Origin of the sequence: Janthinobacterium rivuli (genome assembly GCF_029690045.1) — a bacterium.
Classification (GTDB): Bacteria; Pseudomonadota; Gammaproteobacteria; order Burkholderiales; family Burkholderiaceae_D; genus Janthinobacterium; species Janthinobacterium rivuli.
This window is the reverse complement of the sequence record NZ_CP121464.1, coordinates 2,305,327-2,319,170: the sequence shown is the minus strand read 5'-3', so window position 1 is coordinate 2,319,170 and position 13,844 is coordinate 2,305,327. Positions and strand designations below refer to the sequence as shown.

Below are 13,844 nucleotides of genomic sequence, written 5' to 3'. Positions count from 1 at the left end.
CTCATAGAGAAGCTTCCCATGACCACTACCAAACACGCCCGCGTTTTGATCCTCGGCTCCGGCCCAGCCGGCTACAGCGCCGCCGTCTACGCCGCCCGCGCCAACCTGAACCCGATGCTGGTCACCGGCGTGGAACAGGGCGGCCAGTTGATGACCACCACCGACGTGGAAAACTGGCCAGGCGACCCGATGGGCGTGCAAGGCCCGGACCTGATGCAGCGCTTGCTGCAGCACGCCGAGCGTTTCAATACGGAAATCGTGTTTGACCACATCCACACTACTTTCCTCAATGAAAAGCCGATCCGCCTGAAGGGCGACAGCCACGAATACACGTGCGACACCTTGATCATCGCCACGGGCGCATCCGCGCAATACCTGGGCCTGCCATCGGAAGCGGAATTCATGGGCAAGGGCGTATCCGCCTGCGCCACCTGCGATGGCTTCTTCTACCGCAACCAGGAAGTGGCCGTCGTCGGCGGCGGCAACACGGCCGTCGAAGAAGCGCTGTACCTGTCGAACATCGCCAATAAAGTCACCCTGATCCACCGCCGCGACAAGTTCCGCGCGGAAGCGATTTTGATCGACCGCCTGAACGCCAAGGTTGCCGAGGGCAAGATTGTGTTGAAATATAACCACACTCTGGATGAAGTGACGGGCAACGAAGGCGGCGTGACGGGCCTGAACATCAAGTCGACCATCGACGGCAAGGTTGAAGCGCTCTCCGTGCACGGCGTGTTCATCGCCATCGGCCACAAGCCGAACACGGGCATCTTCGAAGGCCAGCTGGACATGCACAACGGCTACATCAAGACCAAGACGGGCCTGGAAGGCATGGCCACCGCCACCAGCGCACCGGGCGTGTTCGCCGCCGGCGACGTGCAAGACCATATCTACCGCCAGGCCATCACCAGCGCCGGCACGGGTTGCATGGCAGCACTGGATGCCCAGCGCTACCTGGAAGGCCAGGAGTAAGCGTCGCATGGCGTCGATGAAAGACTTTGCCGACCTGAAAGCGGTCAGCAAGCAGCTCAAGGAGCAGGCCGATGCGCGCGCGCAAGCCGCCGCTAAGCGCGCCCAGCAGGTCAAGGTGCAGGCCGTGGAGAGCAATCTGTTCAAGGCCAGCATCGGCGGCGTCAAGCGCCTGCCCGAGTCGGACCGCTACGTGCCCAGCCTGCCCAAGGCGGGCGCCATGGCGGCCCAGCAGCCGGCGCGCAAATTGTCTCCGGAAGAGGACGATGCGGCCGTGTTGCGCGAATCGCTGTCGGACTTGTTCGAAGTCGACCATTACCTGGAAAACGATCCGGCCCTGAACTACGCCCGCCCCGGCGTGGGAACGGACGTGGTCAAGAAGATGCGCAAGGGCCACTGGCCCATCCAGGATGAGCTGGACTTGCACGGCTTGCGCCGCGACGAGGCACGCGACGGCATCGGCGCCTTCCTGAACCAGGCGACGCGGCGCAAGCTGCGTTGCGTGCGCGTCATCCACGGCAAGGGTTTTGGCTCGAAAGGCCAGGAACCGGTCTTGAAATCGATGGTGCACAGCTGGCTCGTGCAAAAGGATGAAGTCATCGCCTTTTGCCAGGCGCGCCGCTCCGAAGGGGGCGATGGCGCGCTGGTCGTATTGCTTTCTTCCGCCCTGCAGCCCATCCGCTGAGCACAGCAGCAAGAAATTACAATTCAGTAACAAGTTAGCTCTCGCACACGGCCCCGTTTGTCACCATTCGGGGCCGTGTCATGTTAACCTGTGACAATTATTTCCTGCTTAGCGTCTCGTGCACGCGCTCCACCCATGATGCCACCCCAATTGCCGCCTGGCTCGCTGATCAAGATCATTGAGGTCATCGCCATCCTGGTGGGCGCGTTTTCCGGCTTCATCGAAGCGCGCCGCAAGCGCATGGACCTGGTCGGCGTGTTCGTCGTGGCGTTCATCACGGCATTCGGCGGGGGGACTTTGCGCGACATCCTGCTCGACAAGCGGCCTTTGTTCTGGGTTTCGCACCAGGAATACGCGATCCTCATCTTCGTGCTGGCCCTGACGGCCGCGCCCCTGATCCAGCACTTGCGCCAGATCGTCTCGGAACGCCTGATCGTCATCGCCGACGCCATCGGCCTGGGCATGTTCGCCATCGCGGGCGTGGCCGAAGCGACGCGCGCCGGCATGCCGCTCTTCATCGCGTCGATGATGGGGGTGATTACGGGAATTTTTGGCGGCGTGATGCGCGACATCGTCTGCAACGAAGTGCCGATGGTGTTCCGCGACGGCAAACCGTACGCGATCTGCGCATTTTTCGGCTGCTGGGCTTATTTATTGCAGATGCACTTCGGCGCCGAGCACGACTTCGCGCTGTGGACCAGCGCCAGCGGCATCACGATTCTGCGCCTGATATGCTGGAAATTCGATATGCGGCTGGGGCGCTGAAGCGCCAAGCGGCAACATTGTTGGCGGAGCATGTCGGCTTACGCGCTGGCGCGCTAAGCCGACCTACGGCCAGATAAGCGATACATCGCGTAGGTCGGATCAGGCTCAAAGAGCCGTAATCCGACAACATTATTGACCCAGTCTTACACCGCGTCCGGACCCGTCTCACCGGTACGGATGCGGATGACTTGCTCCACATCGCGCACGAAGATCTTGCCGTCGCCGATCTTGCCCGTGCGAGCTGCCTTGATGATGGCGTCGACCACCAGTTCCGACACGCTGTCGTCCACCACCACCTCGACTTTGACTTTCGGCAAGAAGTCGACCACGTACTCGGCGCCACGGTACAGCTCGGTATGCCCCTTCTGGCGGCCAAAGCCCTTCACTTCCGTCACGGTCAAGCCCGTCACGTTCACATCGGCCAGCGCCTCGCGTACTTCGTCGAGCTTGAATGGTTTGATGATGGCGGTAATCTGTTTCATGGCTACTCCTTAAAATTGTTGGATTGTGGACAGATGGCTGCTTATTCGTAGAACTTCGACGTAATGGGGTAGCGCCAGTCGCGGCCGAAGCCACGGTGCGTGACGCGGATGCCCACCGGCGACTGGCGCCGCTTGTATTCATTGATCTTGATCAGGCGCGTGATTTTCGCCACGTCGGCCGGCGGGTAGCCTGCCTCGATAATGTCGGCGATCGGCCGGTTTTCTTCCATATACATCTGCATGATGCCATCGAGTATTTCATACGCTGGCAAGGAATCCTGGTCCAGCTGGTCGGCGCGCAATTCGGCCGACGGTCCGCGCGTCAGGATGCGCTCGGGGATCACGCTTGAGATGCTGTTGCGGTACGCACACAAACGGTACACGAGCGTCTTGGCAATATCCTTGATCACGGCAAAGCCGCCCGCCATGTCGCCGTACAGGGTGCAATAACCGACCGCCATCTCGCTCTTGTTGCCCGTCGTCAAGACGATGCTGCCATGCTTGTTCGACAGGGCCATCAGCAAGGTGCCGCGGATGCGCGCCTGGATGTTCTCTTCCGTCGCGTCTTCCGCCAGCCCCGCGAACTCGCCGGCCAGGGTGGCGCGGAAGGCGTCGAAGGTTTGCTTGATCGGAATTTCATCGTAGCGCACATTGAGGCGTTTTACCATGTCGCGCGAATCGATCCACGAGATATCGGCCGTAAATTGCGACGGCATCATCACGGCGCGCACCTTGTCGGCGCCCAGCGCATCGACGGCGATGGCCAGCGTCAGCGCGGAATCGACGCCGCCCGACATGCCGATCAGCACACCAGGGAAACCGTTCTTGCCGATATAGTCGCGCACGCCCAGCACCAGCGCCTGGTACACCTGCGCTTCGGTGGTCAATGGCGTGGCCAGCGGCTGCGGCACGGGCGAGGCGCCGTCGAACTCGACCAGTTGCAAGTCTTCCTCGAAGTGGCGCAGCTGGGCGCAAATCGTGCCGGCCGCATCCATGACAAACGAGTCGCCGTCGAAAATCAGTTCATCCTGGCCGCCGACCAGGTTGGCGTACACCAGGGCCATGCCTTGCGCGCTGACATTCTTGCGCATGGTTTCATAGCGCAGATGCTGCTTGTTCATGTGGTAGGGCGAGCCGTTCGGCACCAGCAGCACTTGCGCGCCGGCCGCGCGGGCGCGCGCAGGTGCATGCTCGAACCACGTGTCTTCGCAGATATTGATGCCGAAACGCACGCCTTTTACGCCGAAGACGAAAGCCTGGTCCGACGACGTGAAATAACGCTTTTCATCGAATACAGTCGTGTTCGGCAAATCGTGCTTGCGGTAGGTGCCCAGCACTTCGCCGTTCAGCAGCACGGAGGCGGCATTGTGGCGCACGCCCTTCTCGTCCTGCAGGGGCAAGCCCACCACCACGTGCAAATCGGTGAACTGGGCCAGGTCGGCAGCCAGTCCCGCAAACGCTTCCTGCGTTTTTGCGTAGAATGCATTGCGCAGCAATAAGTCCTCGGGTGGATAGCCGACCAGCGACAGTTCCGGCGTGAGCACGATATCGGCGCCCGCTTCAAATGCACGGCGGGAAAGGTCGAAGATCTTGGCACGGTTGCCGGCCAGATCGCCGACCGTACTATTCATTTGAGCAATTGCGACTTTGACTGTCATGATGATGATGGATATTTTCGTTCTATTAAACAAGACAGGGGCGCGCAGGCCGGTGGCGGCGCCCCGAGAGTGATGAATGCACACTACAACAATGAATTATCGCACGGCTATCGTCACTACCCTGGCTGAAATTGGCGAAGCGGCCTGGTCCGAACTGCTGGCAAGCCAGGCGGAGGCCACTCCCTTCCTTTCCTACGCCTTTTTGCACGCGCTGCACGAGTCCGGCTGCGCCAGCGCGGACACGGGCTGGCAGCCGAATTACCTGGTGCTGTGGCAAGGCGAGGTGCTGGCCGCCGCCCTGCCCCTGTACCTCAAAATGCACTCGTATGGCGAATACGTGTTCGACTGGGCCTGGGCCGACGCGTATCGGCAACATGGTCTCGAATATTACCCGAAACTGTTGTCGGCGATCCCATTTACGCCCGTGAGCGGCACGCGCCTGCTGGCCCGCGATGGCGAGGCGCGCGCCGCACTGCTGGCCTTTCTGCAGGCACAGCAGCAAGCGGCCGACGTGTCGTCCTGCCACATCCTGTTCCCTCCAGAAAGCGAAGCGCGCCAGTTGGAGGAAGCTGGCTACCTGATGCGTAGTGGCGTGCAGTTTCACTGGCTCAATCCCGGCTACACGGATTTCGAGCAATTCCTCGCCACCCTGGAACACAAGAAGCGCAAGAATATCCGCGCCGAGCGGCGCAAGGTGATTGACGCGGGCGTCACCCTGCGCCAGGTACGCGGGACGGAAACGACGGACGCGGACTGGCAGCTGTTCCACCGCTGCTACAGCAATACCTATGCGGAACACCGCTCGTCGCCGTACTTAAGCCTGGAGTTCTTCCAGCGCATCGGTGCCAGCATGCAGCAAAACATCTTGCTCGTGATCGCCGAGCGCGAAGGGCGGGCCATTGCCGCCTCGCTGGTGATACACACGGCGGACACTTTATATGGCCGCTACTGGGGCGCGCTCGAGCACGTGCCCTGCCTGCATTTCGAGACGGCGTATTACCAGCCGCTGGAGTTTTGCATCGCCAACGGCATCGCCACCTTCGAAGGGGGCGCGCAAGGCGAGCACAAGATGGCGCGCGGCTTCCTGCCGCAAAAGACCTGGTCCGCCCACTGGCTGGCGCACCCGGCCTTCGCGGACGCCGTGCAGCGCTTCCTCGAGCGCGAACGGGGCGGCATCGACGCCTATCTCGATGAATTGAACGAGCACAGCCCGTTTCGCGCATAAAAAAACGCTCCCGGCCATGACTGGCGGGGAGCGTTTTATTTTACTGCGTGTACTTAGGCTTTGGCGGCATCGGCCTTGAACGCGGCGACGCCGTTCAGGATTTCTTCCTTGGCGATTTCCGGACCATACCAGCCGTCGATCTTGACCCATTTGCCTTTTTCCAGATCTTTGTAGTGCTCAAAGAAATGCTGGATCTGGCGCAAGCGCAGTTCGTTCAGATCTTCCGGCTTTTGCCAGTGGCTGTAGATCGACAGAACCTTGTCGACTGGCACGGCCAGCACTTTCGCGTCTTCGCCCGACTCGTCGGTCATTTTCAGCACGCCGATAGGACGGCAGCGCACGACCACGCCCGGGATCAGCGGGAACGGGGTGATGACCAGCACGTCAACCGGGTCGCCGTCCGGCGACAGGGTGTTTGGCACGTAGCCGTAGTTGCACGGGTAATGCATGGCGGTACCCATGAAGCGATCGACGAAGATCGCGCCGCTTTCCTTGTCGACTTCGTACTTGATCGGATCGGCATTCATCGGGATTTCGATGACGACGTTGAAATCGTTCGGCAGGTCGCGGCCGGAAGAGACGTTATTCAAACTCATGGGATTCCTCATTAGCGGGTGGTGTTTTAACCGCGCAATTATAGCGAAGTACAGGCCGCTTGTGCGATGCAGCAGCGGCCCGCCGGCGTTTTGCGCGTCCTGCCAGCAACAGTGGCGCGCCCGGCTCACTGAACCCCGCAGCCTGCCACCGGGACAATAAACAGGCCACCGAAAATAATAAGTAGAAACACTTAAGCATTACTACGGTCAGTCCCGAGTTAATACCGTCAATGTCCGCCTATTTTCATTTCAATATCACCATGCGGCAAACATGGTTATTATATTTGATATTGCATTTTATGCAGCCACTTATAACAACAGCGTCAATCTTATTCTCCCCGCAATGCGGGCGCATGACGACGCCGCCGCTTCAACACACTACTCCAGCCCGGGAATTTCCTCTTCCAGCATAATATTTGCGCTTATTTGAAGCATTTATTTATTCAAATGGCGGCCCTGCCAAAAAACGGCGCGACCAGAAGACAATCATCAATTCTGATAAACTGTCACATTCTGGTGTTTCCAAAACTTCGCATACTCTGCAAACAAAGCCTTCGCTAGATTCAATATGGCGCATCACGCGCCACCGATAAATCCTTGCAAAAAGGAATATGATGATTCCCTCTTTCCGGTCCGGGCCTTTATTAAAGGTCACCGGCGTTATTTTCATTCTGTTTGGCCTCGCCCTGCTGGGCGGCGGCATCTGGCTGGCATCGCTTGGCGGCTCCTGGTACTACTTGCTGGCCGGCATAGGCATGCTGATCGCAGGCGTGCTCGTCTTCAAAGGCAAGCGCAGCGCGCAGCCGTTCATGGCCTTCCTGCTGCTCGCCACCCTGATCTGGTCCCTCATTGAAGTGAAGTTCGACTGGTGGCAATTGCTGCCGCGCCTGGACATCTGGTTTGCCGCCGCCGTCTGGCTGCTGCTGCCCTTCGTCAACCGCCGCCTGGCGCCAGCCGCCGCGGCGAAACAAGGGCAAGCGGGCAAGACGGCGCTCTCCGCCGCCGTGGCCCTGACCGTCATCGCCGGCGTCATCGCCCTGTTCCAGGACTACCATGACCTGCATGGCGAGGTGCCAGCCGAAAACATGGCCGCCACCGCCACCGGCGACCTGGCGCCCGGCGTCGAGCACAACGACTGGTCCGCCTATGGCCGCTCCGGCTATGGCGACCGCTATGCCCCGGCCGCGCAAATCACCCCGGCAAATATTTCCGGCTTGAAAGAAGCCTGGACCTATCATACGGGCGACTTCAAGGGTCCGAACGACCCGGGCGAGATCGCCAACGAAGTCACGCCGCTGAAGGTCAATGACATGCTGTACCTGTGCACGCCGCACAACATCGTCATCGCCCTGAACCCGGACACGGGCAAGGAAATCTGGCGCCACGATCCGAAGATCAACCGCGATGCGGCCAGCTACCAGCACATGATCTGCCGCGGCGTGGCCTACTGGGACGTGAACGCGGGCCGCGCGAAGAACAATCCAGCCCCCGAAGCTGCCAGCATGGAATGCCCGCGCCGCATACTGGCGCCCACCATGGATGGCACCATGATCGCCGTCAACGCCGATACGGGCGAGTCGTGCAAGAGCTTTGGCAACAACGGCGTCGTCAACCTGTATAAAAACATGGCCATGATCAAGCGCGGTTTCCTGATGCCGACTTCGCCGCCGGCCGTATCGCAGAAAATGGCCGTGATCGCCGCCAGCGTGACGGACAACCATTCGACGGAAGAGCCATCGGGCGTGATCCGCGGCTACGATCCCGTCACCGGCAAGCTGATGTGGAACTGGGACCCGGCCATGCCGGAAGATACGGCGCCTTTCCCTGAAGGCAAGAACTACACCAACAACTCGCCCAATTCCTGGGGCGTGGCCAGCATCGATGAAAAGCTGGGCATGGTCTACATTCCGATGGGCAATGAAACCCCCGATACCTGGGGCGGCAACCGCAACAAGAATGGCGAGAAATTCAACAGCGCCATCGTCGCGCTGGACCTGGCGACCGGCAAAGTGCGCTGGGTGTACCAGACCGTGCACCACGATATCTGGGACATGGACATCGGCGGCCAGCCGTCGCTGGTCGACATCGACACGCCGAAAGGCAAAATCCCATCCGTGGTCGCCACCACCAAGCGCGGCGACATCTATGTGATCGACCGCCGCGACGGCAGCCTGGTCGTGCCGGCGCCGGAAAAACCCGTGCCGACGAGCAATCCTGCCGCTGGCGACACCCTGTCGCCCACGCAGCCGTTCTCTGCCCTGACCTTCTTACCTGAGCGCAATATCAGCGAAGCGGACATGTGGGGCACGACGCCGTTCGACCAGCTCGCCTGCCGCATCATCTTCAAGGAACGCCGCTATGAAGGCCCGTTCACGCCGCAAACGGCTGGCAAGGGCGCCGTCATCTCCCCTGGCCCGCTCGGCATCTTCGAATGGGGTGGCGCGGCCATCGACCCCGTGCGCCAGTTGTTGATCGTCAACCCTGACTACATGGGCTTCCTGGAAAAACTCGTGCCGCGCGCCGAAACGACGGCCAAGGGTGGCACCGGTGGCGAAATGGGCTTGCAGCCGCAGACGGGCGTCCCGTTCGCCGTGGAAATCAAGGCCTTTTTGTCGCCGCTGGGCTTCCCATGCCAGGCACCGCCGTGGGGCTATGTGGCCGCCGTCGACCTGCGCACCATGAAAAAAGTGTGGATGCACAAGAACGGCACCACGCGCGACAGCGGTCCCGTGCCGATTCCATTGCCACTGGGCGTCCCTAGCCTGGGCGGCATGGTCACCACGGGTGGCGGCGTGACCTTCCTCAGCAGCACGCTCGACTACTACATCCGCGGCTACGACGTCAGCAACGGTAAAGTCATCTGGAAAGCCCGCTTGCCAGCCGGCGGCCAGGCTACGCCGATGAGCTATGTGTCGAACAAGTCGGGACGCCAGTTCGTCGTCGTCATGGCCGGCGGCCACGGTTCGCTGGGCACGAAGATGAGCGACACCTTGGTCGCATATGCCTTGCCGGAAGGCACTGCATCAGTACCGAAGAAGTAAAGTAGCAAAGTAGCAGCGCAAAAAAAAGCCGTTCAGTCTGCACTGAACGGCTTTTTTACGTCTGAAGAAACAAGTGGCTTACAGGATAGTAGCCAGTGCGCACTGCCGGTAATGCGCGGCAGCCTGTTCCGTCTGCTGCAAGGCGTCGTGCATCTGCGCCAGCTTCAGGTGGGCGTCGCGCACCATCTGCGGCTCGTTCGCGTCCGACAAAGCCTGCTCCAGGTGGCGCTGGGCCTTGCCCCACAGTTTTTGCTTGAGGCACAGGGTACCCAGGGTCAGCGCCAGTTCCGCGTCCAGCGGACGCTGTTTCATCCATTGCTCGCAATGCTCGATCTGCAGCAGCAGGGCCGGCGTGCCGCTTGGCGCCGCCGCTTCGCGGTAGGCGCGCACGACGCGCTCGTCCCAGTCGGCGGCCAGCGACTCTTCGCACACGAGGCGCGCTTCATCGTGCAGGCCGCGCGCATTCAGGGCCGTGGCGGCGCGGCAGGCGATGTACGGCTTGACCCGGTCCGCGCTCGGCACGGTGGACCACACGCGCATCAGGGATTCGGCGTCATGCGACGGGTCGGACAGCAAATGCTCGTAAGCCAGTTCGCGCAAGCGCGACGACAGGGCCGGATGCAGGGCGCGGTGCTTGTCGAGCGAACGCACGAGGCGCAGCACTTCCGGCCAGTTCTTTGCCTGCTGCTCGGCCTTGAGCGACCATTGCAGCGCGTGGATGTGGCGCGTGCCGCTGGCATTGAGTTCGCGCACGGCGGCCAGGGCCGCTTCCGGCTGGTGGTCGTCGACCAGCAATTCCGTCACCGTCATCAAACGGGCCGTCTTCAGGCTGGCATCGCCTTCGACGCGGGACAGCCAGCTGTCGCGGCGTTCGGACTGGCGCATGCGGTGCGCGGCGCGCGCGCCGATCAGTGCCGCCAGGCCGGCGTTTTCTTCCAACTCGGCGGCGCGCAAGGCGGCCTTCTCGGCATGGCCGAAACGGCCTTCGAACAGGGCTTTCAAGGCTTCGCGCAAGCCCTTGTTGCCGTCGCGCTCACGCTTGCGCTGGCGGTAGGCCGCCACTTGCGCCGGCATGCGCACGGTGGCGCGCACGGCGCGCACCAACAGGTACAGCAGCACGAACAGCACGACCTGCAGCAGCAGGAAGAAGTTCAGCGACAAGTCGATGCGGTACGGCGGATAGAACAGCACCACGTTGCCGGGATTGAAACGGGCCGTCACGGCGATACCGATCGCCGCGGCCATCAGGGCGAGTAACCAGAGAAATAGACGCATGGGCTCAGGACTTCGCTTTGTAGTTGCGCACAGCCGTCAGGCTGTCGGACAAGGTTGGCATTTCGATGGCCAGGTTGCTGCCCTGCACTTGGCGCAGCAGGGCTTGCGCCGTCTGCGTGCTCTTGGCGCGGGTGTCGAAATACTTGGCCAGCGCATCCTGCGCAGCGATCAAGTCGTTGCGGAAAGCCGTTTCATTGCGCGACAACAAAGCCATGCGGGCGTTGAGCAGGCGCAGCTTGACGTTTTCACGCAAGAAATACGACTGCGTCGGCGACAGCATCAGCGCTTCCGGCGTATCGACACGGCGGATGCGGATCAATTGGCGCACGTCGGCCCACATGTCGCCGCTCCAGGTATTGAAGCCGTCGCGCACTTTTTGCAGCAGCGGTTCCGGCGCCGGCGGTCCCACCAGCTTGCCGGCGGCGTCGCGCACAGGCTTGGCCTTGCCGGTTTTTTCCGGCGCGGCCGGCAAGGCCGGCGTTTCGTCGGACAGCATCGGCAGGGAATCGACCTGGGCGATCACGGCGTCGAGGCGCAGGGCCACGCCCGTCGAATCGACGCTGGGCAGGGCCTTGAGTTTTTCCATGTCGCGCCCGATGGCGCGGCGGATGGTGATGAATTGCGGCTTGTCGGAACGCGACAGGCTGCGGTCCGCGTTTTGCAGGGCGATCAGCGCGCCGGGCACGTTGCCGGCCAGTTGCAGCTGCTGGCTGGCCGTCGACAGCACTTGCTCGATTTCCGTCAGCGCCCACTCGTCGCGGTTTTTCGACAAGTCGTTATACAGTTGTTCCAGGGCCAACTGCTGGCTTTGCGTTTCGCTCTGGCGGTTTTCCAGCGCACCCACCTTGATTTCCAGCTCTTTCGTGCCTTCTTGCACGTTGCGCGCCAGCACGCCCGTTTCGGCGTTGCTGACGTCGCCCTTTTGCAGGCGCTTGGCCACTTCTTCGCGCAGGTTGCGGATCTGCTTGCTGGTCGACCAGCTTTGCGCAGCCAGCAGCACGGCCAGCACGATGACGGCGATGCTCATGGGCTTTTGCAGCTGTTCCAGCAGGGTCGGCGCGCGGCCGGCAGGTTGGTCGGCCGCCTGCGGCGCCGTCTTCACGGCGCTGCCAGGCGTTGCATTCGGTTCGGAGAGTGTAGGCATTTCGTTCATGGTCGTGATTGTAACGCGGCGAGCACTCCTGCGTCGCCTGATCCTGTCAGGGTGACACGGGCGAAACCCAGGGCCGCCGCCGTTTGTGCAATGCGGGCGTGCGGCACGATCAGATGCTGCTGTTGCATTTTCACAACAGCCGTCTTTTCAGCATCCATTTGGCCCAGCAGCGCCAGCAAACCGCGCAGCGCTTCCGAGCTGGTGATGATCCAGTCATTATTATGCTGCAACAGATTTTCCAGGGTCGCCCGCAAGGCCGGCGTCAGCGTCGGCACCTTGCGCCGATAAGCCGTGATGAACTCGACCTCGGCGCCGGCCGCGCGCAAGCCGTCGGCCAGGTAATCGCGTCCGCCATCGCCGCGCACGATCAGCACGCGCTTGCCGCGCAGGGCCGGCAAGTCCAGCGCCAGCAATAAATGTTCGGAATCGCTGCGCGCCGTGTCCAGCGGACTCGTGATGCTGGCATTCGCATCCGTGACGCCATGCGCGGCCAGGGCCATCTTGCTGCCCTCGCCCACCACCGCCAGCGGCAAGCCTGCCGGCCAGGCGGGCAGGTGCGCAAAGACGCAGTCGATGGCGTTGGGCGAGACGAAGGCCACCAGGTCATATTCCGCCAGGTGCGCCAGCACGGCTTGCAACTGCGCGCATTCGTCCGCGCCGTCAAGCGCGTGGATTTCCAGCAGCGGCAGCAGCTGCACGGGCAAGCCCAGCGCCGCGATCCTGGCGGCCAGCGGCCCCGCTTGTTGCGCGGGCCGCGTGATCACCACGGTGTCAGGCATGCGGCGCCAGGCCTTCATGGTTGTCGGGCGTGACGGCACACGAGGCGAGGATGCCGGCTGCATCTTGCCCGCGCAGCAGTTCAGCCACTTGCTCGCCCAGCTGTTCCGGCGCGCTGGCCGGGCCACTGACGTCTGCGCTGGCCATGCGCGCGCCGTCCGGCGTGGCGACCATGGCGCGCAACCGCATCTGTTCGCCCTCGACGGTGGCGAACGCGGCCAGCGGAATCTGGCAGCTGCCGCCGAAAATCTTCGATACCTTGCGCTCGGCCGTGACGGCCTGCGCCGTGTCGGCATGGTTCAGCGGCGCCAGCAAGCGCACCAGGTCGGCGCCGTCAGCACGGCCGCTGCGGATTTCGATCGCCATGGCGCCCTGGCCTGCCGCCGGCAGGCTGTCTTCCGGCGCCAGTACGGCGCGGATGCGCGACGCCAGGCCCAGGCGTTTCAGGCCGGCGGCGGCCAGGATGATGGCGGCGTAATCGCCACGGTCCAGCTTGCCCAAGCGCGTATCGAGATTGCCGCGCAGGGGCAAAATCGTCAGGTGCGGATAGCGCGCGGCGATCAGCGACTGGCGGCGCAGGCTGCTGGTGCCGACCACGGCGCCATGCGGCAGCTCGGCCAGGCTGGCGTAATCGTTCGACACGAACGCGTCGCGCGGGTCTTCGCGCTCGAGGATGGCGGCCAGGGCAAAGCCTTCCGGCAACTCCATCGGCACGTCTTTGAGCGAATGCACGGCCAGGTCGGCGCGGCCTTCTTCCATCGCCACTTCCAGCTCCTTGACGAACAGGCCCTTGCCGCCTACCTTGGACAGGGCGCGGTCCAGAATCTGGTCGCCGCGTGTGGTCATGCCGAGAATTTCAACGCTACACTGCGGATACAGGGCGGCCAGACGCGCACGCACGTGTTCAGCTTGCCACATGGCAAGACGGCTCTCGCGCGTGGCGATCACCAGGCGGGCGGGAATAGTCAATTCGTTCGGGGTCAATTCGGATGCTTTCAAAACAAGTTCTTTCGCTGTGGCTGTCGTTGTCATTATCGTTGCCAATTCGCCCGTCCGATATCAATTTGTATCGGAATGGCGCCCGGCGTCGCTATAATCGTTATCCCTTGGCCTAAACGGCCAAGTCAGGCTAGCGTCCATGTTGAAGACCACAAATTTTATCATGCGCCCCCTCCCCTCTGCGGCCAAACGCCCGGTGCGATCCACATTCCCTTGCTT

12 protein-coding genes are annotated in these 13,844 nt (G+C 62.2%); 5 read left to right on the top strand and 7 right to left on the bottom strand.

Annotated features, from left to right (window positions below; all coding sequences use genetic code 11):
* Positions 1 to 18 precede the first annotated feature (18 nt).
* The 3 genes from trxB to P9875_RS10650 all read left to right on the top strand — a co-directional run bounded on the left by trxB (position 19) and on the right by P9875_RS10650 (position 2,419).
* The gene (gene trxB / locus P9875_RS10660; RefSeq protein WP_034758671.1) at positions 19 to 972 is read left to right on the top strand and encodes a thioredoxin-disulfide reductase; all 954 of its coding nucleotides are present in this window, start codon (positions 19 to 21) and stop codon (positions 970 to 972) included.
* Positions 973 to 979: 7 nt separating this feature from the next.
* Positions 980 to 1,654, top strand: a complete 675-nt coding sequence (locus P9875_RS10655; protein WP_278318348.1) for a Smr/MutS family protein — start codon at positions 980 to 982, stop codon at positions 1,652 to 1,654.
* A 135-nt stretch (positions 1,655 to 1,789) separates the two neighbouring features.
* On the top strand, positions 1,790 to 2,419 hold the full coding sequence (locus P9875_RS10650) for a trimeric intracellular cation channel family protein (protein WP_034758680.1): 630 nt from the start codon (positions 1,790 to 1,792) through the stop codon (positions 2,417 to 2,419).
* 143 nt (positions 2,420 to 2,562) lie between these two features.
* Here P9875_RS10650 and P9875_RS10645 read toward each other — a convergent pair whose 3' ends face one another.
* Both P9875_RS10645 and P9875_RS10640 read right to left on the bottom strand, forming a co-directional pair.
* Positions 2,563 to 2,901 carry a P-II family nitrogen regulator gene (locus P9875_RS10645; RefSeq protein WP_034758685.1) on the bottom strand — a complete coding sequence of 113 codons (339 nt, stop codon included), beginning with the start codon at positions 2,899 to 2,901 and terminating at the stop codon, positions 2,563 to 2,565.
* Positions 2,902 to 2,942: 41 nt separating this feature from the next.
* Positions 2,943 to 4,559, bottom strand: coding sequence for an NAD+ synthase (locus P9875_RS10640; protein ID WP_278318347.1), 1,617 nt, complete (start codon positions 4,557 to 4,559; stop codon positions 2,943 to 2,945).
* A 91-nt stretch (positions 4,560 to 4,650) separates the two neighbouring features.
* Here P9875_RS10640 and P9875_RS10635 point away from each other — a divergent pair, with 91 nt between their 5' ends.
* Positions 4,651 to 5,784, top strand: coding sequence for a GNAT family N-acetyltransferase (locus P9875_RS10635; protein WP_278318813.1), 1,134 nt, complete (start codon positions 4,651 to 4,653; stop codon positions 5,782 to 5,784).
* Between the two features lie 53 nt (positions 5,785 to 5,837).
* Here the strand turns inward: P9875_RS10635 and ppa are convergent, their stop codons facing one another.
* Positions 5,838 to 6,380: an inorganic diphosphatase gene (ppa, locus tag P9875_RS10630; RefSeq protein WP_035826464.1), complete on the bottom strand. Its 543-nt coding sequence runs from the start codon at positions 6,378 to 6,380 to the stop codon at positions 5,838 to 5,840.
* 611 nt (positions 6,381 to 6,991) lie between these two features.
* Here ppa and P9875_RS10625 point away from each other — a divergent pair.
* On the top strand, positions 6,992 to 9,421 hold the full coding sequence (locus tag P9875_RS10625; protein WP_278318346.1) for a membrane-bound PQQ-dependent dehydrogenase, glucose/quinate/shikimate family: 2,430 nt from the start codon (positions 6,992 to 6,994) through the stop codon (positions 9,419 to 9,421).
* Between the two features lie 78 nt (positions 9,422 to 9,499).
* Here the strand turns inward: P9875_RS10625 and P9875_RS10620 are convergent, their stop codons facing one another.
* From P9875_RS10620 to hemC, 4 genes are read right to left on the bottom strand one after another with little or no spacing between them, the layout of a single operon-like run.
* Positions 9,500 to 10,666, bottom strand: a complete 1,167-nt coding sequence (locus P9875_RS10620; protein WP_035826463.1) for a heme biosynthesis protein HemY — start codon at positions 10,664 to 10,666, stop codon at positions 9,500 to 9,502.
* Between the two features lie 34 nt (positions 10,667 to 10,700).
* On the bottom strand, positions 10,701 to 11,849 hold the full coding sequence (locus tag P9875_RS10615; RefSeq protein WP_035826462.1) for a uroporphyrinogen-III C-methyltransferase: 1,149 nt from the start codon (positions 11,847 to 11,849) through the stop codon (positions 10,701 to 10,703).
* Positions 11,846 to 12,628, bottom strand: coding sequence for a uroporphyrinogen-III synthase (locus P9875_RS10610; protein WP_278318345.1), 783 nt, complete (start codon positions 12,626 to 12,628; stop codon positions 11,846 to 11,848). Before P9875_RS10610 ends, P9875_RS10615 begins: the two co-directional genes overlap by 4 nt.
* On the bottom strand, positions 12,621 to 13,625 hold the full coding sequence (gene hemC, locus P9875_RS10605) for a hydroxymethylbilane synthase (protein ID WP_278318344.1): 1,005 nt from the start codon (positions 13,623 to 13,625) through the stop codon (positions 12,621 to 12,623). The genes P9875_RS10610 and hemC overlap by 8 nt, the downstream gene beginning before the upstream one ends.
* Between the last annotated feature and the right edge of the window lie 219 nt (positions 13,626 to 13,844).